The sequence below is a fragment of the Cytobacillus spartinae genome, from assembly GCF_042865285.1.
In the GTDB taxonomy this organism is placed as follows: domain Bacteria; phylum Bacillota; class Bacilli; order Bacillales; family Cytobacillaceae; genus Robertmurraya_A; species Robertmurraya_A spartinae.
The window spans coordinates 1-25949 of sequence record NZ_JBIACK010000003.1 but is presented as its reverse complement, the minus strand read 5'-3'; the positions used below and the strand labels follow the sequence as shown (position 1 = coordinate 25949).

The 25949-nt window shown below is 36.8% G+C and carries 23 protein-coding genes and 1 rRNA gene; 15 read left to right on the top strand and 9 right to left on the bottom strand.

Going from position 1 to position 25949, the window contains the following annotated elements:
• Positions 1-16 precede the first annotated feature (16 nt).
• On the bottom strand, positions 17-241 hold the full coding sequence (locus ACFYKX_RS08085; RefSeq protein ID WP_389359893.1) for a hypothetical protein: 225 nt from the start codon (positions 239-241) through the stop codon (positions 17-19).
• Between the two features lie 178 nt (positions 242-419).
• Here ACFYKX_RS08085 and fabL point away from each other — a divergent pair, with 178 nt between their 5' ends.
• The 5 genes from fabL (at position 420) to ACFYKX_RS08060 (ending at position 4721) form a co-directional block, all read left to right on the top strand.
• Positions 420-1169: an enoyl-[acyl-carrier-protein] reductase FabL gene (fabL, locus tag ACFYKX_RS08080; RefSeq protein ID WP_389359891.1), complete on the top strand. Its 750-nt coding sequence runs from the start codon at positions 420-422 to the stop codon at positions 1167-1169.
• 87 nt (positions 1170-1256) lie between these two features.
• Entirely contained in the window at positions 1257-1451 is a 195-nt protein-coding gene (locus ACFYKX_RS08075; RefSeq protein ID WP_389359889.1) for a gamma-type small acid-soluble spore protein, read from the top strand.
• Positions 1452-1816: 365 nt separating this feature from the next.
• Entirely contained in the window at positions 1817-2071 is a 255-nt protein-coding gene (locus tag ACFYKX_RS08070; RefSeq protein WP_389359887.1) for a YgaB family protein, read from the top strand.
• A gap of 264 nt (positions 2072-2335) precedes the next feature.
• Positions 2336-2866 (top strand): nucleoside tri-diphosphate phosphatase, encoded by a 531-nt coding sequence (gene ntdP / locus ACFYKX_RS08065; RefSeq protein ID WP_389359885.1) that lies wholly within the window; start codon positions 2336-2338, stop codon positions 2864-2866.
• A gap of 106 nt (positions 2867-2972) precedes the next feature.
• Positions 2973-4721, top strand: coding sequence for an ABC transporter ATP-binding protein (locus tag ACFYKX_RS08060; protein ID WP_389359883.1), 1749 nt, complete (start codon positions 2973-2975; stop codon positions 4719-4721).
• Between the two features lie 175 nt (positions 4722-4896).
• Here ACFYKX_RS08060 and ACFYKX_RS08055 read toward each other — a convergent pair whose 3' ends face one another.
• Genes ACFYKX_RS08055 through nikC form a run of 4 tightly spaced genes read right to left on the bottom strand, consistent with a single transcriptional unit; the run spans position 4897 to position 8792 of the window.
• Positions 4897-5910: an ABC transporter ATP-binding protein gene (locus ACFYKX_RS08055; RefSeq protein WP_389359881.1), complete on the bottom strand. Its 1014-nt coding sequence runs from the start codon at positions 5908-5910 to the stop codon at positions 4897-4899.
• A complete protein-coding gene (locus ACFYKX_RS08050; protein ID WP_389359879.1) occupies positions 5903-6928 on the bottom strand; it encodes an ABC transporter ATP-binding protein in 1026 nt (341 codons plus the stop codon). Before ACFYKX_RS08050 ends, ACFYKX_RS08055 begins: the two co-directional genes overlap by 8 nt.
• A gap of 15 nt (positions 6929-6943) precedes the next feature.
• Positions 6944-7867 carry an ABC transporter permease gene (locus ACFYKX_RS08045; RefSeq protein ID WP_389359877.1) on the bottom strand — a complete coding sequence of 308 codons (924 nt, stop codon included), beginning with the start codon at positions 7865-7867 and terminating at the stop codon, positions 6944-6946.
• A gap of 19 nt (positions 7868-7886) precedes the next feature.
• Positions 7887-8792, bottom strand: coding sequence for a nickel transporter permease (gene nikC / locus ACFYKX_RS08040; protein ID WP_389359875.1), 906 nt, complete (start codon positions 8790-8792; stop codon positions 7887-7889).
• A 455-nt stretch (positions 8793-9247) separates the two neighbouring features.
• Here nikC and ACFYKX_RS08035 point away from each other — a divergent pair, with 455 nt between their 5' ends.
• Positions 9248-10840, top strand: coding sequence for a glutathione ABC transporter substrate-binding protein (locus ACFYKX_RS08035; protein ID WP_389359873.1), 1593 nt, complete (start codon positions 9248-9250; stop codon positions 10838-10840).
• Positions 10841-10894: 54 nt separating this feature from the next.
• On the opposite strand, the gene ACFYKX_RS08030 is transcribed toward ACFYKX_RS08035, so the two are convergent.
• The 3 genes from ACFYKX_RS08030 to ACFYKX_RS08020 form a co-directional block, all read right to left on the bottom strand.
• The gene (locus tag ACFYKX_RS08030) at positions 10895-11968 is read right to left on the bottom strand and encodes an FUSC family protein (protein WP_389359871.1); all 1074 of its coding nucleotides are present in this window, start codon (positions 11966-11968) and stop codon (positions 10895-10897) included.
• Positions 11969-12202: 234 nt separating this feature from the next.
• Positions 12203-16675 carry a glutamate synthase-related protein gene (locus ACFYKX_RS08025; protein WP_389359869.1) on the bottom strand — a complete coding sequence of 1491 codons (4473 nt, stop codon included), beginning with the start codon at positions 16673-16675 and terminating at the stop codon, positions 12203-12205.
• A 438-nt stretch (positions 16676-17113) separates the two neighbouring features.
• Entirely contained in the window at positions 17114-18409 is a 1296-nt protein-coding gene (locus ACFYKX_RS08020; RefSeq protein WP_389359867.1) for a glutamate-1-semialdehyde 2,1-aminomutase, read from the bottom strand.
• Between the two features lie 180 nt (positions 18410-18589).
• Between ACFYKX_RS08020 and ACFYKX_RS08015 the strand changes: the two genes are divergently transcribed.
• From ACFYKX_RS08015 to perR, 7 genes are all read left to right on the top strand, one after another.
• The gene (locus ACFYKX_RS08015; RefSeq protein WP_389359865.1) at positions 18590-19597 is read left to right on the top strand and encodes an ABC transporter ATP-binding protein; all 1008 of its coding nucleotides are present in this window, start codon (positions 18590-18592) and stop codon (positions 19595-19597) included.
• Positions 19598-19649: 52 nt separating this feature from the next.
• A complete protein-coding gene (locus ACFYKX_RS08010) occupies positions 19650-20441 on the top strand; it encodes an ABC transporter permease (protein ID WP_389359863.1) in 792 nt (263 codons plus the stop codon).
• Positions 20442-20444: 3 nt separating this feature from the next.
• Complete coding sequence (locus ACFYKX_RS08005; protein WP_389359861.1) at positions 20445-21230, top strand: ABC transporter permease; 786 nt, start codon at positions 20445-20447, stop codon at positions 21228-21230.
• A 165-nt stretch (positions 21231-21395) separates the two neighbouring features.
• Complete coding sequence (locus tag ACFYKX_RS08000; RefSeq protein WP_389359859.1) at positions 21396-21803, top strand: ion channel; 408 nt, start codon at positions 21396-21398, stop codon at positions 21801-21803.
• A gap of 72 nt (positions 21804-21875) precedes the next feature.
• A complete protein-coding gene (bcp, locus tag ACFYKX_RS07995; protein ID WP_389359857.1) occupies positions 21876-22340 on the top strand; it encodes a thioredoxin-dependent thiol peroxidase in 465 nt (154 codons plus the stop codon).
• Between the two features lie 140 nt (positions 22341-22480).
• Entirely contained in the window at positions 22481-23056 is a 576-nt protein-coding gene (locus ACFYKX_RS07990; protein ID WP_389359855.1) for a hypothetical protein, read from the top strand.
• 572 nt (positions 23057-23628) lie between these two features.
• Positions 23629-24066 (top strand): peroxide-responsive transcriptional repressor PerR, encoded by a 438-nt coding sequence (perR, locus tag ACFYKX_RS07985; RefSeq protein ID WP_389359853.1) that lies wholly within the window; start codon positions 23629-23631, stop codon positions 24064-24066.
• Between the two features lie 157 nt (positions 24067-24223).
• Here the strand turns inward: perR and ACFYKX_RS07980 are convergent, their stop codons facing one another.
• Positions 24224-24571: a YgzB family protein gene (locus ACFYKX_RS07980; RefSeq protein WP_389359851.1), complete on the bottom strand. Its 348-nt coding sequence runs from the start codon at positions 24569-24571 to the stop codon at positions 24224-24226.
• A gap of 149 nt (positions 24572-24720) precedes the next feature.
• Here ACFYKX_RS07980 and ACFYKX_RS07975 point away from each other — a divergent pair, with 149 nt between their 5' ends.
• A complete protein-coding gene (locus ACFYKX_RS07975) occupies positions 24721-25593 on the top strand; it encodes a nucleotidyltransferase-like protein (RefSeq protein WP_389359849.1) in 873 nt (290 codons plus the stop codon).
• A 247-nt stretch (positions 25594-25840) separates the two neighbouring features.
• Positions 25841-25949 (top strand): 16S ribosomal RNA (locus ACFYKX_RS07970); the annotation flags it as partial.

Below are 25949 nucleotides of genomic sequence, written 5' to 3'. Positions count from 1 at the left end.
GGGGTTTCTTAATTACTTAGTCATATTGAACTCTAGTACCGTGTGTCCAGTCGGCTTCTTGTCGCTTTAATCCACCGCGGTCTTCAATTTCTTCAACGATCTCGCGATGAATGGTTTGTCCCTCAGCATTTAGATAAGGAACAATTTGCTGGAATGAATGATGAAAAAAAGCTAACTCACTATCTTTCCAGTCTTTTTTTGACATCATAGAAAGCTCAGTCATATCTCGACCTACGTACATATCATTACTTCCTTTCAAACACATTTTTATAACTGTCTAAAGGTAGTGTTTTTATCTTAATTGCTATATATACATAGGAAAGCTAAAATGATAATAACTGGTGATGTAACCACTCATATAGTAAAAATGAGTAAAAACGAGTACATAAAATGATCCGAAAAGAGAAAGGAATTTTTATATGACACAAAAAGTTGCATTAATAACTGGTAGTAGTAGGGGGATTGGCAAAGCTACTGCACTTCGACTGGCTAAGGAAGGCTATGATATTGTCATCAACTATGCAAGAAGTAAAAAAGCAGCCTTAGAAACTGCTGAAGAAATTGAAGCACTAGGCAGAAAAGTTCTAGTAGTTAAGGCTAATGTCGGTGATGTAGAAAAAATTAGAGGAATGTTTGAAGAAATAAATGAGCACTTTGGACGTCTAGATGTTTTTGTTAGTAATGCAGCTTCGGGCGTGTTGAGACCTGTGATGGAACTAGAAGAATCTCACTGGGATTGGACGATGAATATTAATAGCAAGGCATTATTATTCTGCGCTCAAGAAGCAGCTAAGCTAATGGAGAAAAACAACGGTGGAAAAATTGTCAGCATCAGCTCATTAGGGGCCATTCGTTACCTTGAAAATTATACAACTGTAGGAGTTTCAAAAGCGGCAATTGAGGCATTAACAAGATACCTAGCAGTAGAACTTGCACCGAAAGGTATTGTGGTAAACGCTGTTTCAGGTGGAGCAGTAGACACAGAGGCATTAAAACATTTCCCAAATAGGGAAGAGTTATTAGCTGAAGCACGAACCAAAACCCCTGCAGGAAAAATGGTGGAAATTGAAGATATGGTTAATACGGTGATGTTTCTTTTAAGCGAGGAAGCAAGCATGATAAGAGGCCAAACCATCATCGTTGATGGTGGAATCTCATTGTTAGTTTAGGATAATATTTTTGGATTTTTTTTCCTGAAAAAAGTTGGATAGTTACCTCTTTGCTGGGTTAAATTAATGAGCGTGGAGGTGATTACAATGGCAAAACAACCAAACCAAACTCAATCTGGAACTAACGTTCAACATGTAAAACAACAAAATGCTCAATCTGCTGGTCAAGGTGGACAAGGGCAATTTGGAACAGAATTTGCTAGCGAGACTAACGCTCAAGAGGTAAGACAACAAAACCAACAAGCTGAAGCTCGTAAAGGTCAAAATTCTGGTCAATTCTAATTAATAGAAGGCACTCTTAATGTGAGTGCCTTCTTTCATGAGGATTTTTGTACATATTTTTTTATTAGGTAACAAAGTATAAGTTTTTAAGTTAGATTGGTGTCTAGCTCCAGCGCCTAGCGCCTAGTAGTAAACTTCACCCCATCTCCTTACGATAAGTCAACATCGAATCGCTACGCTCTTCGTGTTTCCTTTATCTCATACGATGGTCCTCCAGTTTATACGGCGCTTAGCAAGGCGCTTCCGCTTTTCTTATATCTTATTCGACAAAAGTTCTCTTTAGTCAACAGAACTTGTCAAAGGAATCGTTACTTGCTCCGCGAATATATTTAAAGTGAAATAAACCAATAGGACGGTGGGATAACGTGAATAATTTTAACCGTTTGGTAAGCGAGCAAATGGTAACGATGGATAAATTGTTGTTTATACAAAGTGAACTTGAGCGTTGTAAGGAAATAGAGAAGGAATTGAAGGAACTTCAACAAGAAACGCAATTGAAAAGCATTCAGCTTGAGATCAACCGTATGAAAAAAGAACTTAAAGAAATACATCAAACCTTTGAAAGTCAAACGGAAGAAGTTATTCGATCATACCAAAGCGTTGGCGTGGCGGCGAATTAATACATTTTTTATTAGCTTTAGGATATTATGCAATAAATTTTAAATTTTTTGGCGAGTCATTGAACATTTCAATGGCTCTTTGTTTTAAATTCCTCACTTAACCGTTATAATAGTAGAAAATAGGAAATGTTCTTTGTAACCTTATTTGTAGGACGAGCAATGAATTTAAAAAATAGTTATATATAAAGTTTGTCATTGTTAATACATAATTTTTTTCATCCTAATAGGTTTCAAAGCGTTCGGGAAATGAAAGTAGGGAGAATAATGGGGGTACCCATGGAAGGTGAACCAATACAAATACATAGTTATAAACATAACGGACACATCCATCGCGTGTGGGAGGAAACCACTGTACTAAAAGGTACACAAAGTCTAGTGATTGGTGGAAATGATCGAACCATTGTAACAGAATCGGACGGGCGGACATGGATTACGAGGGAACCTGCTATCTGTTATTTTCATTCGCAATATTGGTTCAACATTATTGGGATGATTCGCGAAGACGGTGTTTATTACTATTGTAATATAAGCTCTCCATTTATTTTTGATGGTGAAGCCTTGAAGTATATAGATTATGATTTAGATATTAAAGTGTATCCTGATATGACATTTAATTTGTTGGATGAAGATGAGTACGAGAGACACCGTAAAGAGATGAATTACCCTGATGTCATTGACCAAATTTTAAAAGCTAATGTGGAAAAGCTTATTCGCTGGATACGACAAAGAAAAGGTCCGTTTGCACCTGATTTTATTGATATATGGTACGAAAGATATTTAACATACAGACGCTAATATTGGATTACACTTTGCCTAGAGACGCCTGTTGAATCATTCAACAGGTTTTTATATGGAATAAAAAGACAAAATAATATAGAGAAGCAATAAAGGGGGGAATAGGTTGGGAAGTATACGGAGATATCTTCAATTCGTCAAACCTTATCGACTTCAGATAATTGGTACCATCCTGATTGGGATTATAAAGTTTGTTATCCCTCTCTTAATACCACTATTAATTAAGTATGTTCTAGATGATATTGTCGGGAATGACCTTTTGAGTACTGAAGAAAAAACAGAGCAATTGATTTGGATTATGTCCATTATGGTTGTCGTGTTTGTTGTTATGCGACCACCTATTGAATACTATCGTCAATATTTTGCTCAGTGGACTGGTAGTAAAATTCTGTACGATATAAGAAATCAATTATTTACTCATATTCAAAAACTAAGCTTTAAATACTATTCCAATACAAGAGTTGGGGAAGTTATTTCAAGAGTTATTAATGATGTTGAGCAAACAAAGAACTTTGTTATCACGGGAATGATGAATCTGTGGCTGGATGTTGCCACGATTTTAATTGCTGTTGCAATCATGCTAACGATGGATGTGTCGCTAACCATCGTTTCGCTTGTGCTATTCCCGTTTTATGCTTTTTCAGTAAAGTACTTTTTTGGGAACTTAAGAGCATTAACAAGAGTCAGGTCTCAAGCACTTGCAGAGGTACAAAGTTTTTTACATGAACGGGTTCAAGGAATGCCTGTCATTAAGAGCTTCGCATTAGAGGATGTTGAGCAAAACAATTTTGATCGAGAGAATAAGAATTTCTTAACAAAAGCCCTAGATCATACAAGGTGGAATGCAAAAGCATTTGCCGTCGTGAATACGATTACGGATATTGCTCCGCTTTTAGTTATTGGATTCTCTGGGTATCAAGTCATTCAAGGGAACTTAACCATTGGGGAAATGGCAGCATTTATTGCTTATATAGACCGTCTTTATAGTCCGTTAAGAAGATTAGTAAACTCATCGACAACATTAACTCAAGCCATTGCATCGATGGACCGTGTATTCGAATTTGTTGACGAGAAGTATGATATTGATGACCAGCCAGGGGCATTTGAATGTAAGAGCGCAAAGGGCCATATTCAGTTCCAAAATGTTAGTTTTTCCTATGATGAAAAAGAAGAGACCGTATTAAAAGATATAAATCTTGATGTAAGAGAAGGGGAGACAATCGCTTTAGTAGGGATGAGTGGTGGCGGAAAATCCTCACTCGTTAGTCTGATCCCACGTTTCTATGATGTAACAAAAGGACGTATTCTTCTAGATGGAACGGATATACGTTCGTTCATCGTTAGGTCATTAAGAGATAAAATCGGCATGGTTTTACAGGATAATATCCTTTTTAGTGAATCCGTTAAAGCAAATATCCTATTAGGAAAGCCGTCAGCAACAGATGAAGAAGTGATACAAGCAGCCAAAGCTGCTAATGCCCATGATTTTATTATGAATTTACCAGAAGGCTATGACACAAAGGTAGGAGAGCGAGGAGTTAAGCTATCTGGAGGGCAAAAACAAAGGGTTGCGATTGCACGAGTCTTTATAAAAAACCCACCAATATTAGTGTTAGATGAAGCGACTTCTGCGTTGGATCTCGAGAGTGAACACTTAATACAAGAAGCACTAGAAAAGTTAGCAAAAGATAGAACGACGTTTATCGTTGCCCATCGTTTATCAACGATTACACATGCAGATCGAATTGTACTAATTGAAAATGGTGAAATTGTTGAGATTGGTACGCATGAGGAGCTCATGGCTAAACAAGGAAATTACGCTAAGCTTTTTCAAATTCAGCAGTTGGAGCATTGATAAACTTTAGTTAGGGACATATAATAGCGCTATGAAGGACATTTCTTCTTGGAATCATTAGGTTTTGACTTTCATCAACGTAATTTCGGAATACCGGTTATGTGCCTTCATTGTCATTCCAACGATAAACAAAAAACCACTATCTCCCCAAAAAGGGAATAGTGGTTTTTTACACTTAATAATTGGCAAGTACCTTTGAATAATCAACTGCTCCTTCTTCTAGAAGGTGACACGCAGCTTGGTGTTCTTGGCCAGGAATAACATGTAATTTAGGTTCTTCGGTTTTACAGCGGTCCATAGCGTAAGGACAACGTGTATGGAAACGACAGCCTGATGGCGGATCAATTGGAGAAGGAACGTCGCCTTTTAAGATAATACGTTCTTTCTTTTCTTCAATATTGGTACTTGGGATAGCAGACAATAATGCTCTTGTATAAGGATGTTGAGGGTTTTCAAACAACGATTGTTTGTCGCCAATTTCAACGATTTTCCCTAAATACATAACAATAATACGATCAGAGATGTGTCTAACTACACCAAGGTCATGCGAGATAAATAAATAAGTTAATTGGAACTTACGTTGAAGATCCTTTAACAGATTTAATACTTGGGCTTGAATAGATACGTCTAGAGCAGAAACAGCTTCATCACAAATGATAAGCTTAGGATTTACTGATAATGCGCGAGCAATCCCAACACGTTGACGTTGCCCACCACTGAACTCGTGTGGGTGACGATCAATTTGGTGAGCACCAATCCCTACCGTTTCAAGTAATTCAACAATCTTTTGACGTCTCTCCCTAGGAGGAACGACTTTTTGAATTTCAAGTGCCTCTTCTAGAATTTGACTTACAGTCTGACGTGGGTTTAGTGAAGCGTAAGGATCTTGGAAAATAATCTGTAAATCTTTACGCTTTTGTCGCATTTTAGACTTGTTAAGTGCTAATAAGTTTTCACCGTCAAAATTTATTTCTCCAGACGTAGGCTCATCTAAACGAAGGATAGCTCTTCCAGTTGTTGACTTACCACAGCCTGATTCTCCTACAATACTAACTGTTTCTCCTTCGTAAACAGTAAAACTTACGTCGTCAACTGCTTTAACATGGTTGACTGTCCTGCCAAATACTCCACCTTTAATGGGGAAGTATTGCTTAAGGTTTTTTACTTCTAATAAAGTCTTTTTACTCATGGCCTGTCGCAACCTCCTCTTGTTTATCCCATTTATCTGTGTGTATCCAGCAACGAACTTGATCTCCATCTGGAGCTGTTTCAAGTTCAGGTAGCTCATTATGACAAATTTCTCTAGCATGTGGACAACGTGGTGCAAATCTACATCCCTTTGGCATGTTAAACGGACTTGGAACAGAGCCCTTAATTACAGATAAATCACCTTCGTAATCTTGGTCATGCTTAGGAACAGAATTTAAAAGACCAACTGTATAAGGGTGTTTAGGATCTGTGAAAATAGTTTTTACGTCTGCATACTCAACGACTTTCCCACAGTACATAACGGCAACTTTATCACACATTTCCGCAACAACACCTAGATCATGGGTAATCATCATTAGTGATGTGCCTAGTTCTTCTTGCAATTTTTTAATTAATTCTAGGATTTGAGCTTGGATCGTTACGTCTAAAGCTGTTGTTGGCTCATCTGCGATTAGCAATTCAGGATTACAAGCTAAGGCAATGGCAATCATTACACGTTGACGCATCCCACCAGATAACTCGAATGGATATTGTTTCGCTCTTTTTTCAGGTGAAGGAATACCAACGAGCTTTAACATTTCAACCGCTTTAATCCATGCTTCTCTTCTATTTAATTTTTGGTGAATACGAACGGACTCTGCAATCTGTTCACCACAAGTAAGAGTAGGATTTAATGATGTCATTGGTTCTTGGAATATCATAGAAATGTTATTTCCACGAATGTCCATCATTTGTTTTTTTGTCTTATCTAAAAGGTTCTCACCTTTGAAGATAATTTCTCCACCAACTATTTTTCCTACAGGTTCTTGTAAGAGACGAAGGATAGAGAGGGAGGTGATACTTTTTCCAGAACCAGATTCACCTACGATCCCAATTGTCTTACCTTTTTCTATAGAAAAGTCAACACCATCTACTGCCTTTACTTCACCTTCGTCAGTAAAGAAAGAGGTACGTAGACCTTTAACTTCTAGTATTTTTTCAGTATTTGTTGAGTTCATATTTTTTCACCGTCCTTAGTTCAAGTCAATTCGTTTATTAATTAAACGGTACGTAATATCTACAAGGAAGTTTACTAGAACAAAAAGCACCGCACATACAAGAATCGTTCCTTGTACCATAGGGAAGTCATGAGACTTAATAGAGTCGATGATTAAACGCCCTAAGCCGTTAATAGCAAAAACCGTTTCGGTAACAATCGCTCCACCTAATAGGCCACCGAACTGTAAACCAACAACTGTTACAACTGGAATTAAAGCATTTCTAAGAGCATGTTTATAGATAACAAGTTTATCACTTACACCTTTTGCGTAAGCAGTACGAATGAAATCTTGATTGATTACTTCTAGCATACTAGAACGAGTCATACGAGCAATAATAGCTGCTCCACCTGTTCCTAAAGTTACCACTGGTAGAATCATATGTTGCCATGTTCCCCATCCAGCTACTGGTACCCAACCTAAATTTACAGAGAATAAGTAAATTAACATAATCCCTAACCAGAAGTTTGGCATCGATAGTCCGAATAGTGCTACGATCATAATTCCTACATCAGCAAATGAATACTTTCTTGTAGCAGATATGATACCAGCTACTAATCCAATAAGAACCGACAATGCTGTACCTAATACAGCTAGCTGAACGGTAATCCAGAAACGTTCATTGAAAATCTCACTTGCAACGTCACGCTTGGTTCTAATAGATTGTCCTAAATCACCTTGTACAGCATTTACAACATAACGAATGTATTGTTCGTGTAAAGGGTCATTCAGTCCTAGGTTTTCACGCATTTGCTCAACTTGAGCCTCGTCCGCATTTTCTCCAGCCATGATATGAGCTGGATCTCCAGGAATTAAATGCATCATTAAAAATACAGCAAGTGTTACCCCTATCATAACGGGAATTGTTTGAAATAGTCTTCGTATGATATATAAAAGCATTTAAGTCACCATCCCTTTATTATTTTTTTGCTTTAGGATCAAGTGCATCACGTAATCCGTCCCCAAATAAGTTAAATCCAATAACTACTATTAAAATTACTAAACCAGGGAATAGTGTTAAATGTGGTGCTTGAGCAACATATGAACGCCCCTGTGCTAACATAGTTCCCCATTCCGGATCAGGTGGTTGAGTTCCCATACCAAGGAATGAAAGAGCTGCGGCTGTGATAATGGCTGATGCAATGTATAATGTCGATTGTACGATAATAGGGGACATTATATTAGGAAGAATGTGCTTAAAGATAATTCTCATATCACTTGATCCCATTGCACGGATTGCATCAATGTACTCCAGTTTCTTAACACTTAATGTAGAGCCTCGAACGATACGTGCAAAAGTTGGGATAGCAAAGAATGCAACGGCAATGATTACATTCGTTGTACTTGCCCCAAGGATACTAACAATAGCTAGAGCTAATAGAATTCCTGGGAATGCTAATAACACATCACAAACCCTCATAATGAAAGTATCAATCCATCTTCCATAGTAACCAGAAACAACTCCCATAATAATTCCGACAATTGCTCCAAGAAGAGTAGAAAGAATTCCAACGGTTAATGAGATTTGAGCACCGTATAGGAGTCTACTTAACATATCTCTTCCTTTATCATCTGTTCCTAACCAGTGCTCAGCAGATGGAGTTTGCAACTTTTTGCTCATTTCCATGTGAGTTGGGTCATATGGTGCGATTACTGGTGCTAAAATGGCTAAAGCTACAAAAACAAGTACAATAATTGCTCCTGCAATAGCAGCTTTGTTTTTTGCTAGTTTCTTATAAAAGTTTAACCAACGGGTTGCCCTGGTGCTTCTTACTTTATCAGGAACACCAATAGAAGGTTCTGTTTGTAGTTGTGGTTGAGTCATACAACTGATCATCCTTTCGTTTGTTTGTAATAAATTTAATAATTGTAATAAAATTTTCACAGTTATTTTTAATAATAGCGACTTAATGAAATTATTACAATAGTTTAAAAATTAATACTATGCATAAATATCTGTAACTATATTATAAGTAGTCTAGTATTCTAGGTTTTTACTGTAATAATAAGAAGAAATTGGTTAATTCGGTTATTTTTTGGTTAATAAGAAAAAACTTCCACCAATGTTATATTAAATTTAAGTTTATTAATTAAACTTGTCTAAAATTTTTAGAAAATTACAAATATAACAGCGGTGTTACATTCTTATTTCGGATATATCAATTTCAATAATTATTTTTTTCAAAATAGTCTTGTAACTTTATAATTTTTAGACTATTATAAAAACTACATGAGTCAGTCATGTGAAAATTAACCAAAGTTAAAAGGGGGAAAACGTAAGTGAAAGCTAGAAAAAATATATTTCTAATGCTTCTACTATCTATGGTACTAGTGCTTGCAGCTTGTAGCGGTAATACTAGTGCTCCAAAAGATGAAGACGATTCATCTACTGATGGAGAAACTACTACTGATGAAGGTCAAGCTGGTGGCCATCTTGTATTCGTAACAGGAGCAGATGCACCAACACTTGATCCACACGGAACAAATGACACTGCAACTACTAATGCTACATCTCAACTTTTTGATCGTTTACTAGAGTTCAATGCTGAAGGAGTTCCTTCTCCGTCATTAGCAACTGAATATACTCGTGTTGACGATCTTACTTGGAATTTCAAATTACGTGAAGGCGTAAAATTCCACGACGGAACTGACTTTAATGCAGAAGCTGTTAAGATTAACTTTGAACGTGTTCTTGATGAAGAGTTCGCATCACCACGTGCTTTCGTTCTTAACATGATTACTGAAATTACTGTTAATGGGCCATACGATATTACTCTTAAGACTGAATTCCCATTTGCTCCACTACCATCTCATTTAGCACATAATGCAGGTTCAATTATTTCTCCTGCTGCTATTCAAGCGGAAAAAGACGGTGGAAAAACTGTATCTGAAAACCCAGTTGGTACTGGTCCATTTAAGTTAGATGAGTGGAACACAGGTGCTGAAATCAAGTTCTCAAGATTTGATGATTACTGGGGCGAGAAAAAAGCTTCTGTTGATACTATGAGCTTTGTAGTAGTTCCAGAGCAAGCTACTCGTGTTGCAATGGTTGAAACTGGTGAAGCACATGCTATGCTATTAGGACCTTCTGACGTATCTCGTGTAGAAGCTATGGCTGGTGTAGAGTTAGACCGCGTTAAGTCTACTCGTATGGATTACTTAGGATTTAACTTAAATAAGAAACCTTTTGATAACAAATTAGTTCGTCAAGCTATTTCAATGGCTGTTAACAAAGATGACATTGTAAATGGTGTATTAGATGGTCAAGGTATTGCGGCAATCGGGCCGTTAGCTCCAACTGTATATGGATATAGCGAAGACCTAACTCCAATTGCTTATGATGTTGACAAGGCAAAAGAATTACTAGCGGAAGCTGGTTTTGCTGATGGATTCAAAACTACACTTTGGGCTAACGAAGGAAGTAAAGAGCGTTCTGATATCGCTGAGTTAATTCAAGCTCAATTAGCTCCACTTGGAATTGAAGTTGAAATTCAAATCATTGAGTGGGGTGCTTTCCTAGAGAAAACTGCTGCTGGTGAGCATGATATGATCGTTCTTGGTTGGACTACTGTAACTGGTGATGCTGACTATGGTTTATATGCACCATACCACTCTTCAGCACATGGTTCAGCTGGTAACCGCTCATTCTACACTAACCCTAAAGTAGATGAGTTATTAGATAGTGCTCGTAAAGAAGCAGATGATGCAAAGCGTCTAGCAATGTACAAAGAAGTATCTCAAATCTTAATTGACGATGCTCCACAAGTATTCTTACAGCACCAAGACTTCGTTCATGCAACAAATGGAATTGCTTCTGGATTCTTCTCTAACTTCAGTGGTACTCCATTCTTCAAGGATGTTGTTCTTAAGTAAGAATTTACAATAAGCAAAAATAATCCCTTGTAGACATTCTACAAGGGATTTTTTTTATTCTCTCATTTCTTCTTCAATCGTTACTTCATTTTCATCCTTATGATAAGATAAAAAGCTTGTTATAAGGACATCTAAATGCTCAAGATGTTCATCGTATTCAATCATAGCGGATATGACTTGCATGGTATGGAAAAAGGCTGTCTCATCTTCTGCTTTTTGCTGTGATAATAGTAAGTTGAAGAGCTCCTTTTTATTTAAGCAATAACTTCCTTCCGTAATCGGAACTTGTGGCTTGATTTTACCAATAAACTTTAACATTACTTGTTCATGTCGATCAATTAAACAATCTAGATGATGTTGAATTTCTGATTGAAATTGATCTGGTAAATGACTAAGTTCATTTTCAAAACGATGAAGTCTTTTTAAGGTTTCAAGGGCTCTCTTTGTTAGAGAAATCATTTGTCGGTAAATGACAAGCTTTCTTGCTTTTACAATATCATTCCTCTTAAAGTAGTTTCGTTCTTCTTTATACATGATAAAAAGCTGGTCAATCTTTATAGTTGTTTCTTTTAGTTTCTCAATATCATTCTTAAGAAGGGTATGCTCAGAAGCGTGTCTTGAGTTCATCCGTATCCATTTCGTGATTTCTTCCGTTGTATTTGAAAGTTTGTAATATAATTTAGTCTCATATTTAGGAGGAAGAAACACTAAATTAACGATAAAAGCAGATAGCACGCCAAGCATGATAGTAGAAAATCTTATTAAGGAAAATTCAATGGTACCATCTCCAGGGTTCTCCATAATCGCGATGACTGTAACTAATGAAAGCGGGATGGTATTTTCAATCTTTAATTTAAGGTTAATAGTAATAACAATAATCGCAGCCAATCCAATAATAATGATATCGTTTCCTAATAGTAGAACGAATAAGACGGATATAATTGCACCAATTAGATTACCCTGAATTTGCTCTATGATTGATAAATACGATCGATAAATAGTTGGTTGAACTGCAAAGATTGCAGCAATCCCAGCGAATACAGGAGAGGGGAGTTCAAATAGTCTTGCAATAAAAAGAGATAGTATAATTGCAAGTCCCGTTTTAAAAATTCGGGCGCCTAGCTTCATAAAAATAAAATTCCTTTCTAGTTACGCAGTTATTTATACTTTTTACTGATTTTGGTGATGTTAAACAATATTGTACTATACAGGGATTAAAGACAAAGTTCAAGGGATATTTATAGGATTTTTCTCGCTAATTGGCTTTTGACCATGAGCATAATTATATTCAGACAATGTAAGAATAATTACCCGAAAAAATGCCCAGGAGGTTGCTCCTGGGCATTTTAAAACATTAACATATCATTCTGTGGAAACTGACGGGTCAGCTTGCTCTTTTACTGGGACCACTTGAACGAAATGTTGCTCTGGTTCTTCAAGGAGAAGAGATAGATTGTTAGCTTCGTCGGTCTGACCTTGTTCTTTAAGCAATTGTACATAAGTCCCAAGAAGCTCAAGGATATCAGACTTTCCTTTTTCACTTAGAGATGAAATAGAAACCTTTGCACCTTTTGCAATTCTTCGTTGAAGGGCTTCTTTTGTGAGACCCATTTCAGGCTGGTGACGTAAATAAACAACTCCACCAGTCATACCTGCACAAATCCATGGACCTGGATCTCCTAATACTAATCCTCTACCGTTAGTCATGTATTCGAAGGCAAATCCTTTAATATTTGCTTTTGAACCAACATTACCGTGCTCTTTCTCAGGAATTGGTTGCTTTAGCTGTCCACCAATAATCATATCTGCACCTGAAAGTCGAATGCCAGCACGTGCATCTGCATTACCTTGGGCAACTAAAAGGCCTTGTTGAGCTCCATATCCGAAGCCCTTTCCAACAGACCCATTATAGAATTGACCATTTTTTCCTTCAGATTTGAAAATTAAAATTTTTCCACCAAAAGAAGTTTTACCTGTACCATCCTGAGCTCCGCCGTTAACTTCAATATCGATTCCATCACTGTTGTAGGCACCTAAACCATTACCAGGAATGGAGCCTTTTTTGTACTTAAGTTGAACAGGAGGGAGGCTCTTATAGGAACCATCTAGACGTCCGCGAACGCGGTGACAAGATACTCGACTTCCTAGAACTCTTTGCTCAGAAGTAACACTATGATATTCACGTGATTCATGAAGCTCTTCTACACTAGAATCTAGATACTCTGCACCTACAGCAATTTGTAGTTGAGCAGCAGCTGCAGAAGAGGATACTTCTTGTTGACGGAATTGACCAATTTCAAGTGTTTTTAATAGGTAAGTTAGGTCTAGCTGGTTATTCCCTTTTACTTGCTCAAGTAAATCTGAACGTCCAACGATATCTTGTAAGTTTTTCACACCTAGAGAGGCGGTTAAACTCTTAAGCTCGTTTCCGAAAGCAGTGAAGAGGTTCATAATTCCTTGAACAGCTAAGTCATATTGTCTTGGAACAAATCTTCTCAAACCGTGTTCTTTTGCTTGAGCTTCAGAATCGATTTGAGTAGCAATACCTACATGACATGTATCAAGGTGACAACCACGGCACGTTGTACAACCGATAGCAATCATTGAAAGTGTTCCAAATCCAACTCGGTTAGCACCTAGTAGCATAACTTTCATTACATCTAGAGCACTCTTGATTCCACCATCAGCCCAGATTTCTACATGGTCTCTGATCCCTGCTTCTAATAGAGCATTATGGGCTGCCTTAACGCCAATTTCTACTGGTAGCCCTACATATTGAAGAGCATGAATTCTTGCTGCACCTGTTCCACCATCAAAGCCACTTAAGGTAATAATGTCAGCTCCAGCTTTGGCAATTCCAACAGCAATGGTTCCGATGTTTGGTACAACTGGAACTTTAACCGCTACTTTTGCTTTGTCATTAGCCGTTTTAAGTTCGTGGATCATCTGTGCTAAATCTTCTATCGAGTAGATATCGTGATTGTTTGAAGGTGAAATTAAGTCAGAACCAATTGTCGCATTCCTTGCCTCTGCAATCTTTTCTGTCACCTTTGAACCAGGTAAGTGACCACCTTCACCAGGCTTTGCCCCTTGACCAATTTTAATTTCTAAAAGGTTTGATGAATTTAGGAGCTCTGCATTTACACCAAAACGTCCTGATGCAACTTGCTGTCCACGCGTTCTTGGATATTTTCCAAGCATATCCTTTATTTCTCCACCTTCACCATTTAAGCTAACCATATTTAAACGATCGGCACCTTCAGCATAGGCTCTAAAGGCTATTTCATTTTGAGATCCGAATGACATAGATGCAATGACAAAAGGAAGATCATGTTCTCCAACACTGATGCTAACATCGGATGGTGAAACCGGATTGCTAACTTGCTTCAGTGATGTTAAGTGACGGATCGTCGTCGGATTATTTTCCTCTTGTTCACTAATTTTCTCTTTATAAGCATTGTAGTCACCAGTAGAAGCTACTTCGCCAATTGCTTTCCAAATACGAGGGAAGAGGTGGAATGTTTTTCCGACTCTTTCCTTGTCGTTTTGGTAGTCTGCTGCACGAAGAATAGAATCTTCTTTCATAGATTCAAAGTTGAAAGCGAGCTCTGGCGATCCAAAGAAGTTTACAATGTTTAGTACTTCTGAGACTTCTTCATTAAGACCAATTGCAGAGAATAGACGACCATATCCTCGTAGTTCATGAATACCGATTGTAGAAATAACTTTTTCTAACCCTTTTGTTAGGGCAGAATATAAGTTCAATAAAGGTTTTGTAGATTCATCTAGTACTGTCATGAACATAAAATATGGGCTAATTAAGTCTGCTCCAAGACCAAAAGCAACAATAATATCATGTAAAGACCGAATTGAAGCTGATCTTAATAGAATTGAACAGTTTCTACGTAATTCTGCTTTTACTAATGCTTGATCGACAGCAGAAGTGACTAGATGAGGGTCAAGCCATAATTGATCATCATGATGTGCTTTATTATCATCTAGAACAATTAGGGTTTTGCCATCTTTTACAGCTGTAACTGCTTCATCTTGAATTCGGACTAGAGCATCACGAATTTCTTCATCTTTACTAAAAGTAGTAGAAATGTAAGTAACTAGCTTTTGTTTTTGGAAAAGATTTGTTAATTGGTCGTAACTTGGCTGCTGTATTGTGTTTGAACACTCATAGCCAACAGCACCTTCCATAAGTAAAGGAGTGGTTAACTCTACAACTGTTCCAACTGGTTGCTTGTTAAATAGGGAAGGGCGTTCCCCGATAATGGTTCTAGTTGAAAAATGTTCCGTCTCACGGTCGCGGTCGATTGCTGGATTTGTAACTACAGCAACGCTTTCCTTAATAAAATCTGCAATATTCTTTCTTTCAGGATTAATCGCAGCAAGAGGAGCATCGTGACCTAAAGAACGAATAGGTTCAACACCTTTTTCAGCCATCTGTTCTACAAGCTGTACATGATCCCTTTCCCAACCAAATGCTTTATATTGACCATTATGAATTTTACTTGGATGTTTCATGGTAACTGTTTTTTCGAATTGAGGAATGACTAGTCTTTCTCTTGAATCTTGGAAACTAGTTCTATTAACAAACTTTTCGTAAACAGCTTCCTGGAATACGTCATGTTCGTAAACTTTTAATGTGTCCCCATCCCATTTTAATCCAACTTTTTCACCAGGTGCGAAAGGCTTTGGATCATTTACATACTCACTTGAAGGAATGATTCCAGGTTCTGATGAAAATAGATAAGAGCTTTCTGTTTCAAGCATCCATAGAGGACGAAGACCTAGCGCATCAACACTGAATACAGCTTCGTCACCGAATCTTGAAATTATCCCGGCAGGACCTTGTGCAAAATGTCCCCAGGCTTCGCGCATATAAGTATATAAATCTTGTAGGTGTTCTGGGTATGACTTAATCTCATTAATAATAGGTGGGAAAATTAAGTCCATTGCTTCGAATAAAGTATATCCTTCACGGCAAATTAAGGTCTCAATCGTTCTGCTTAAATCTTGAGAGTCACTTCCATCTTTAACAAGTGGTACTCCAATCATTTTTGCTTCATCTCTAAGTTTAGCAATCGTGTTAATTTCCCCATTATGTCCTAAAACACTAAATGGTTGTACACGGAAAAAGCTTGAAAGGGTATTGGTAGAATAACGATTATGTCCTAAAGTCATGGTAGAAGCAACCAAAGGGTTTGCTAGGTCATGGTAGTATTTAGGTAAGATATCACCAGCGCCCATTACCTTATAAACTGCATGATATTGACTTAGGGATGCAACATGTACATTCTCATTTTTTTCGAATTCTACAATCATCTCAAAGAGTTTACTAGAAAGTTCTTGGCCAGTTAAATCTGATAAGCAGGCAAATTGTAAGAAAATAGGGTTTTCTTGAATTGCTATAGGTCCTAGTGCAGAAGAGTCTGTTACTTCACTAGATTGAAAAATAACATCAAACTTATAGTCTTGGAGTTTATTAATTAAGCTCGTTTTAATAGCTTCTGAATTTTCTTTTCTACTAATAAATACGTGGCCAACAACAAAGCCCTCTTGATCTACAGCATTGGAATCAGCACCAACATTTGAAAGCTTTTCCTTCCATAACGCTTTAGGAATATCTACATGAATACCTACGCCATCACCTTCACCATTAATAAATCCCGCTCTGTGATTCATCGTTACTAGTGCATCTATACAGTTAAAGATATTTTCTCGTGTCGGTGTTTTTTTCTTTTCCATACAAGAAACGATTCCACAAGCATCGTGTTCCTGGCGATAAAAGTCTTTAAATTGAGAAGGACTCCATTGTTGTTGTCTCATAATTTTCGGCCTTAAGGGTTTCTCCCTAATAGCCGTTTCACCTCCTATAAAAATCTATTTCACAAAAAAACTCTTACTTTTGAAGGATTAAACTGTGGGGTGTTAAATTCGTTAACAGTTTAACGTAGCGTTGCGTTAAAGAGTGAGGTTGGCATTACACGGATCGAAAGTGTAGCTAATATATGGTAAAAGACTACGACTTCGTCAAGCTAATACAATTTTAAAGTAAGTAGAAAGGTTTAAAAAATTCAAAATAGTATTTCTATAATATCATAAGAATTTTCAGAAATCAATTAAATATACAAAAGTTTGGATGGATTTTTAGGAAGGACGAGCATGGTTGAGTGTTGAAAACCTATACTGTAAGCGTTTTCAAAAGTGAACAAAAAAATACGAAGCCCTTTTTGAGGACTCCGTCATGCATAAAATAATGAATATTTATTCGGTTTTTAACACTTCAAATGCATAATCTACTGCATGGAGTGTTGCTTCTACATCAGATTCGGTATGAGCGATTGTTAAAAACCATGCTTCATATTTAGATGGAGCGAGATTTATTCCTTGTTTCAACATAAGCTTAAAGAACTTTGCAAACATGTCTCCATCGGTATTTTCAGCCTGATCGTAATTCACGACCTTTTCGTTTGTGAAGTAAATGGTGAGCGCTCCTTTTAAGCGATTTATGGTGATGGGAGTATTATGTTTTTTTGCAGCCTCTAAAATGCCTTCTTCAAGCATGGAACCAAGTCTGTCTAAATATTCATACACTCCATCTTGTTTTAATACTTCTAAACAGGCAATTCCAGAAAGAATGGAAGCTGGGTTTCCTGCCATTGTTCCAGCTTGATAAGCAGGGCCTAGTGGTGCAACTTTCTCCATAATTTCCTGTTTCCCACCGTAAGCTCCAATCGGAAGGCCACCGCCAATGATTTTACCCATTGCAGTTAAGTCAGGTGTTACCCCTAACAAATCCTGTGCTCCTCCATACATAAAGCGGAAAGCAGTGATGACTTCATCGTAGATAACCAATGCTCCTGCATCATGTGTAAGGTCATTGACTTGTTGGAGGAACCCTTCTTTAGGTTCAACAATCCCGAAGTTGCCTACTATTGGTTCAACTAGTACGGCAGCTATTTGATCTCCCCATTTTTCTAATGCTTCCTTAAAAGGCTCAATGTCGTTAAAAGGAACGGTGATTACTTCTTGCGCAATGCTCTTTGGGACCCCTGCAGAGTCTGGAGTACCTAATGTTGAAGGACCAGAACCAGCTGCTACGAGAACAAGGTCAGAGTGGCCATGGTAACAACCAGCAAACTTAATGATTTTGTCTCTTCCTGTGTAGGCTCTAGCTACACGAATAGTGGTCATGACTGCCTCTGTTCCTGAATTTACAAAGCGTACTTTTTCTAAATTTGGCATTGCTTCTTGTAGCATTTTGGCAAACTTCGTTTCATATGGTGTAGGGGTGCCGAATAAGACCCCATTTTCAGCCGCTTTTTTAATCGCTTCAGTAATATGTGGGTGAGCATGTCCTGTAATAATAGGACCATATGCAGCCAGATAATCAATATATTGATTCCCATCTACATCCCAAAAGTAAGCACCTTGGGCTCTCTCCATTACTACGGGGGCTCCGCCTCCAACAGCTTTGTAGGAACGTGAAGGACTGTTAACTCCGCCAACAATGTATTGTAATGCTTCTTTATGTAAACGTTCTGAATTTGTGAATTGCATGGATATTGCCTCCTCAATGATAATCAAGCCTATTTTAACATGTTAGGCTAAAGATTTCTTTAAAACAAATATTAACAGGAGAAGTAGTCATGATATGAAACTGTGCATCTTAGTTGAGTTGACCAAAATCTTTAGATAAACTAATTCTTTAGGGCATCAGATGAGCAGGAGGAGAGTAGCATGAAGGATGCAATTGTTGTAAAAGAATTAAGAAAAGAATTTAAGTCTTATTCAAGTAGATCTGGGTTAAAAGGTGCGTTTCGTGATCTTTTTACTCGTAACTATAAAGTGGTTCCAGCTGTAAATGATATTAGTTTTAATGTAAAGCAAGGTGAGATGGTTGGATATATTGGGGAAAATGGTGCAGGGAAGTCAACAACTATAAAGATGTTAACAGGGATTTTAACCCCAACATCTGGCGCTGTAATGGTAAATGGAATGAACCCACATAGAGAAAGGGAACGTTTTGTTCAAACCATTGGTGTAGTTTTCGGCCAGCGATCTCAGCTTTGGTGGGATATAGCCGTACAAGAATCATTCCGTCTACTAAAGAAGGTTTATAAAGTTTCTGATGCCGATTACAACGAACATATGGATCACGTGATAAAAACATTGGATATTGAACCCTTATTAGATAAGCCTGTACGAAAATTATCTCTTGGTCAAAGGATGCGTTGTGAACTAGCAGCAGCGTTAATTCATAACCCGCGACTACTATTCTTGGATGAGCCAACGATTGGTTTGGATGTATTAGTAAAACTGAAAATTCGTGAGTTTTTAAAGGAAATTAATCAAAAGTATAATACGACGATACTACTTACTACACATGATCTTTCTGATATTGAAGCATTGTGCGAACGAGTGATTATGTTAGATGAAGGTAACATCATATACGATGGAGCTCTTAAAAGTTTGAAAGAAAAATGGGGGGAAGGTAAGGAGATTCAATTTCAATTTTTAGAAAAAGTAGATTTACTTGCCTTAGAAAGCTTAACCTCAGAGTTAGGTGTGAAATGGGAGTTGGATGATAAAGAACAGATTTTTACTGCCTACACTGACGATCATGATGAAATAATATCTGCGTTGATCGGGAAAGTGATTTCTGTTCATAAAATAAAGGATATAAAAATTATGGAAGTATCTACTGAAGAAATTATCCGAAATATCTATGAAAAAGGGAAAGTATAGTTGTATTTGTGGTTATATAACGCCTATTCATACATGAAAGGGGGACAAAGGTTTGGACAAATATATAGAAATGATTAGGATTCGTTTCTTAATGATGCTTGCGTATCGAACGAACTATTATACAGGCATTTTAATTTATAGCATAAATATTGGAGCTTATTATTTTCTGTGGAAAGCTATATACGGTACGAAGGATCAAATTGAAGGATTATCGGTTATCCAAATGACAACCTATATTGCGGTAGCTTGGATGGCTCGAGCTTTTTACTTTAATAATATCGATCGAGAAATGGCGATGGAAATAAAGGAAGGAAAAGTAGCTGTAGAACTAATTCGTCCCTATAACTATTTAATTATGAAGACGATGCAAGGGTTGGGGGAAGGAATCTTTCGCTTGTTTTTCTTTTCGGTACCGGGAATGATTATTGTCTCGTTTATTTTTCCGATGGAATTTTCAACTAGTATTCAAACATGGAGTTTATTTGCGCTTTCAATTATATTAAGTTTCTTTATCAATACACAAATAAATTTATTAACTGGAATTACAACCTTCTTCCTATATAATAATACAGGGTTAATTGCTGCGAAGCGCGTTATTATTGATTTATTTTCAGGGCTGTTATTACCTCTAACGTTTTTTCCACTTTGGGCACAAGATATATTAAAGTTTTTGCCGTTCCAAGGAATTAGCTATGTTCCAAGTATGATCTTTACTAACGGGTTTACTTCGAGTGAGGCGTGGAATGCGATTATCTTGCAAGGGGTTTGGGTTCTCATTTTAATCATTCCCGTACAAGTATTATGGGTAATGGCAAAAAAACAACTCATTATTCAAGGAGGGTGACGAATGTTTTACATATCGATGTTTTTTCAATATGTCGCCCAGTATATGAAGACAAGACTTCAATATCGAACAGATATGGTAGTGGAAATGGTTTCTGATTTATTTTTTCAAGGAGTAAACTTAGTTTTTATACTCGTTGTATTTGGCCATACGAGTTTCTTGAGTGGATGGTCACGCGATGAGATTATCTTCATATATGGATTTTTCCTAATCCCATATGCACTGTTCACTTCCTTCTTTAATATATGGGACTTTAATGAAAGATACATTGTAAAAGGTGAACTAGACAGAATCTTAACAAGGCCCATTCATAGCTTATTTCAAATTATTCTAGAGCGGATGGAGCTTGAGTCGTTATTTGGAGCCATCACGGGATTAGTGATTATGTTTTATGCTGGGAGTCAATTAGGGTTGACTATCAATTGGTACGACCCGTTTGTTTTTATTGTGTTTGTGTTAGGTGGAGCTCTTGTGTATGCGGCTATTTTTGTGATGATTGCATGTATAAGTTTTTGGGCAGACGCAAGAACGTCTATTATGCCTATGATGTATAACATTGGAAACTACGGACGTTATCCGGTAGATATCTATAACAAAATAATCCGTTTTGTGTTGACTTGGATTTTACCTTTTGCTTTTGTAGGAGTATATCCTGCGGCGTTTTTCTTAGGGCGAACAGAATGGTATTTATATGCGTTTTTAACACCTTTCATCGGAATTACCTTCTTTTGTATATCGGTATTTGTTTGGAATGAAGGTGTCAAAAGATATAGAGGCGCAGGAAATTAATATGGCCAAGCGAGATTTCGCTTGGTTTTTTTACTTTAGTGTTAGTAAAACGAAGTTCCCCAAGGATTCTAAACAGAGTCTTCCTCTAGCTATAATAGAGGAGTCATACAGCCTGTCTTTATAGCGTATAAATGAACAGACTGGATGATGAAAGAGGGTAAGGGAATGATCTTTTTCCTAGCGTTACTGTTTACAATTTATTGTATCATAATGAGCCTGCGTACCCTTTTTATCCCTAATGTTATAAAAGGAAAGCGAATTTCTTTAGAGAACTTCTTATATTTAGCATTTACGTATGTGACGGTGCTTGTTGGATTTGGGTTGATTTATATCCTGTTGGAGATCAATGGCTACCCTGTTATGGTTGAAGATACAGTATATATAGATGAAAGCTTTTTTGAGAGGTTAAAAACAAGTCTTTATTTTAGTGCTGTAACATTGTTCTCCGTTGGATATGGTGATATCGCTCCAGTAGGGTTTGGGAGAGGGATTGCAGTTGTCGAAGCGCTAATTGGCTACACTCTTCCTGCTGCCTTTGTTGCAAAAGCGATGTTTGATAAGGAAAAATCTTGAGTACAACATTTGTGTTTTCGAATGAGTTTCGATACGCTTATCTTATACACACTTGTTGTTGGAGGTATTTATATGTCAGTGGTTACTGGAGAAATTGCCCCAGATTTTCAACTGCCTGCTACGAATGGACAATCGGTAAAGTTGTCCGATTTTAGAGGTAAGAATGTAGTTTTGTACTTTTACCCGAAAGATATGACACCGGGCTGTACAACAGAAGCATGTGATTTTAGAGACCAACATGAGAGTTTTGAGGAATTAGATGCCGTGATTTTAGGTGTAAGTCCTGACCCGGTGGCGAAGCATGAAAAGTTTATTGAAAAATATGCTCTACCTTTTATGCTACTTGCCGATGAGGATCATAGTGTATCCGAAGCATACGGAGTATGGAAGTTGAAGAAAAACTTTGGCAAAGAATATATGGGAATAGAGCGCTCCACTTTTATTATTAATAAGGAAGGGAAATTAGTTAAAGAGTGGAGAAAGGTGAAAGTTAAAGGGCATGTAGAAGAAGCGTTGGCTTTTATAAAACAAAATTAAGGTAAAATATAATGAAAAGATTGGCTCACTAGGGTCAATCTTTAATTTTTTCTTAAAATATTATAAAAATTTGTAAATTTTGAAGTAAAATGTCAATTTCATACGTCTATAAGTATAAGAACATTGACTAGGTGATAATTGTGAATAATAAACATATTTATATTCTTCTTACTGATACAGGTACATGGTTCTCAAGAATGATCAAGTTATATACAAGGGCCCCTTATAATCATGCTTCCATTGCTCTAGATGAAAGGTTGGATCGTGTATATAGCTTTGGAAGGACTGTTTATGACAATCCTTTCTCAGGCGGATTTGTAAAAGAAGGGATGGACAAGGGTGTGTTTTTTCACCATCAAGATACAAGATGTGTCCTATATAGACTTACAGTGAACCAAGAACAATATAACCAAATGATTAACGTAATCTATGAATTCGAGAACTTTGCTACGAATTATAAATATAATTTTCTTGGTGTATTTGCTATTGCGGTGAATATGAGATGGAAGCGCCAAAATGCGTATACTTGCTCACAATTTGTAGCAACTGTTTTGAAGATGAGTGGAATCGAATTAATGAAAAAGTGCCCTGAATTAATCAGACCTGATGATTTTGCGTGTGTTCCAATGATGGAATTAATTTATGAAGGGAAACTTCATGAATATCGAACTGATCGTGATGATACATCTTTGTATGGGGTTCCTGACGCAATATAGGGATACGGGATTGAAAAAAATCAGCCTATTTTTATAAACGCATGACTTTTGTCCATTCACTCAAACAAGTTTTGAATATGCTTTTATTAGGGCATACCTCCTCAGATATATTTTTTTGCAGGTCTTTCTCGAAGGCCTGCTTTTTTTATTAAAAAATTCTGTAGCGACAAAATTCCTCTGTCTAAAAGATAAGTAATTATAAGGTTCATTCGAAATATCTGAACAATTCCTACATATACATAGTAGAAAAAGAAGCTTAGTCTATGGTGAACTAACATAAGAGAGGGGGCTATAAGGCATAAAAGGACAACTTGGTACTTGCGGTGAGAAGTCAATATGTAAATTAGCTGAAAAATTAATGATAATAATACGTTTAAGAAAGTCCATCCTAAAAACAAACGATATTATGATCGTTAAGAGCATCTAGCTTCTTTGAGGGAGAGAGACCGTGAGTTTTGTGCTATTTCTTTATATTAACTAAGTTGAAATATTGACAAAAGTAGTAATCACAAAGTACACTATTTATAAACATTATAAAGTAATAATCTTTACTAGAAAAGAGGTGCATGGCGATGTCGCATAGTGAATTAAAAGAAGCGCTTGATACCTTAAAAGAAACTGGGGTTCGAATAACTCCACAACGTCATGCGATACTTGAATATTTAATAAACTCAATGTCACACCCAACTGCAGATGATATATATAAAGCGTTAGAAGGAAAATTTCCTAACATGAGTGTGGCTACTGTTTACAACAATTTAAGAGTATTTCGTGAAGTTGGCCTAGTAAAAGAGTTGACGTATGGAGATTCTTCAAGTCGTTTTGATTTTATTACGACTCATCACTACCATGTAATCTGTGAAAGCTGCGGGAAAATTGTAGACTTCCATTATCCTGGTTTAGATGAAGTAGAACATCTTGCTTCTCATGTTACAGGCTTTAAGGTAAGTCATCACAGAATGGAGATTTACGGAACATGTCCAGACTGTGCGAGTAAAGAAGCGCATTAATTTATTTGTAAGAAAGATTCAACTGATAGTTCTATGCTATCAGTTTTATTTTTTCTATCCCATAGATTTATTGGAGTTTTTATAAACAAGTAATTACTCATCAAAAAAATAACCCGGCTTATAGAAGCCGAGTTAAAATTATCTATAGTCATCATTGTTAATTTGATTTTCGATTGTATTTTTCATCAAACTCTTTACCCTCTAAATTAGGGTCAAGTGTTAAAGGTTCATTACAATACATGCACATATCAACTCTTCCAAGCATCTTGGTCTGTCTTGCGCAGTTCGGACAAACAACCTGCACTGTCTTTGTCGAGAGCATACCAATCCAAAAGTATACAACGGTACTTGCGATGATACAAAGCATACCGAGTAACATAAAGGTCATCATTAATATAGGTGAAGATTTAAAAAAGATCCCACCGTACATAACGATAAAACCTATAAAAATTAAGCTTAAAGCAAATGTGCGTATTTTATTAATCTTACTAGAGTATTTTGCCATCCTTGTCCCTCCTAAAGAATAACTATACCATAACTCTTGTTATAGTATAAATATATAATGAAGTTGTGTCGAAATTTGTCTTGCAAATTAGGAGGACTTTCTGTTTTATTGTCGAAGAAATAATTTAAACTAATTTGGGAGGGATGATAATGGAAGACATTCTTCGTCCTATATATCAAGAACGCGCTAGCCAGGCAAACACGTTGGGTGTACTTATAATAGAAAAGAAACAAAAGTCAATTATGACAACTGATACTTTCGATGCGGTACTGCTTATCATCGTAAAAGAAGCAGAACAGCCAGTATTCATCAAACATTATACATATGATGAAAAAAAAGCGGCTCTTCACATCGTAACACAAGAGCAGCTTAATAAATGGCTTTTGCTAGGATCCAATCGGAAAGTTTTTGAGTGGTTATATATTGGAAAGATCTTGTTTGATCGTAACGAGTATATTAATGATTTAAGAACTGAACTTATGGAATTTCCGTTCCATGGTAGAAAAATAAAGATGGGCATAGAGTTTGCTAAGCTAATTAGAAGATATACAGACGGTAAAGCGTTCTTTGATAACCGGAATTATTTAGATGCTTATAATTATGTAGTTCACTCTTTGCACCACTTAGCTAGGCTTGCGGTTATTGAGAATGGATTTCATCCAGAAGTGACAGTCTGGGATCAAGTAAAACAAATCGAGCCTGAAATCTATAAGTTATATGAAGAACTCGTTAGTAGTGAAGAGTCTCTAGATAAGAGGTTAGAGCTACTGTTCTTAGCTAGTGAATTCTTAATTCATTCAAGAACAAAAGTTGGTGCCTCGCATATAATTGATACCTTAAGTGAAAAAAGTTCATGGACCTTTAATGAAATAATGAATCATGTAGAGCTAAAAGAGTACTCGATAGATCTAGGAGTATTAATTGAATATCTTATTGAAAAGGGTCTTGTGAAGATCAATAATGTAGAAACAAAAGGTCAAGGTGTATATCATAGAAATTACTCAGCAGAAAAGTTATCTTAGTAAAATAAAATAAGTATTGACCTTTTCTTGAAAACTTGATATATTAGTATCCGTCGCCACGAAATGAACATAAAACATTTTCGTGAGGCGGATTTTATTTTTAAAAAGGTGTTGACGTCAAAAACGCCTTGTGATATATTAATAAAGTCGCTTCTGAGCGATGACAACAAATTGTTCTTTGAAAACTAAACAAATCATACGTCAACGTAAGTTTTAAATGGTTTTAAACAAGAGCTAATCTTACTCTTTATTGGAGAGTTTGATCCTGGCTCAGGACGAACGCTGGCGGCGTGCCTAATACATGCAAGTCGAGCGAAGATTTAAAAGCTTGCTTTTGAATCTTAGCGGCGGACGGG

Bases quoted from the DNA above. Each gene is read 5' to 3' on its own strand.
- ACFYKX_RS08075 (WP_389359889.1), top strand. From the start codon at position 1,257: ATGGCAAAACAACCAAACCAAACTCAATCTGGAACTAACGTTCAACAT.
- ACFYKX_RS08055 (WP_389359881.1), bottom strand. From the start codon at position 5,910: ATGAGTAAAAAGACTTTATTAGAAGTAAAAAACCTTAAGCAATACTTC.
- perR (WP_389359853.1), top strand. From the start codon at position 23,629: ATGTCGCATAGTGAATTAAAAGAAGCGCTTGATACCTTAAAAGAAACT.
- bcp (WP_389359857.1), top strand. From the start codon at position 21,876: ATGTCAGTGGTTACTGGAGAAATTGCCCCAGATTTTCAACTGCCTGCT.
- ACFYKX_RS08025 (WP_389359869.1), bottom strand. From the start codon at position 16,675: ATGAGACAACAACAATGGAGTCCTTCTCAATTTAAAGACTTTTATCGC.
- ACFYKX_RS08030 (WP_389359871.1), bottom strand. From the start codon at position 11,968: ATGAAGCTAGGCGCCCGAATTTTTAAAACGGGACTTGCAATTATACTA.
- nikC (WP_389359875.1), bottom strand. From the start codon at position 8,792: ATGACTCAACCACAACTACAAACAGAACCTTCTATTGGTGTTCCTGAT.
- ACFYKX_RS08005 (WP_389359861.1), top strand. From the start codon at position 20,445: ATGTTTTACATATCGATGTTTTTTCAATATGTCGCCCAGTATATGAAG.
- fabL (WP_389359891.1), top strand. From the start codon at position 420: ATGACACAAAAAGTTGCATTAATAACTGGTAGTAGTAGGGGGATTGGC.
- ACFYKX_RS08050 (WP_389359879.1), bottom strand. From the start codon at position 6,928: ATGAACTCAACAAATACTGAAAAAATACTAGAAGTTAAAGGTCTACGT.
- ACFYKX_RS08000 (WP_389359859.1), top strand. From the start codon at position 21,396: ATGATCTTTTTCCTAGCGTTACTGTTTACAATTTATTGTATCATAATG.
- ACFYKX_RS07975 (WP_389359849.1), top strand. From the start codon at position 24,721: ATGGAAGACATTCTTCGTCCTATATATCAAGAACGCGCTAGCCAGGCA.
- ACFYKX_RS08045 (WP_389359877.1), bottom strand. From the start codon at position 7,867: ATGCTTTTATATATCATACGAAGACTATTTCAAACAATTCCCGTTATG.
- ACFYKX_RS08020 (WP_389359867.1), bottom strand. From the start codon at position 18,409: ATGCAATTCACAAATTCAGAACGTTTACATAAAGAAGCATTACAATAC.
- ntdP (WP_389359885.1), top strand. From the start codon at position 2,336: ATGGGGGTACCCATGGAAGGTGAACCAATACAAATACATAGTTATAAA.
- ACFYKX_RS08085 (WP_389359893.1), bottom strand. From the start codon at position 241: ATGTACGTAGGTCGAGATATGACTGAGCTTTCTATGATGTCAAAAAAA.
- ACFYKX_RS07980 (WP_389359851.1), bottom strand. From the start codon at position 24,571: ATGGCAAAATACTCTAGTAAGATTAATAAAATACGCACATTTGCTTTA.
- ACFYKX_RS08015 (WP_389359865.1), top strand. From the start codon at position 18,590: ATGAAGGATGCAATTGTTGTAAAAGAATTAAGAAAAGAATTTAAGTCT.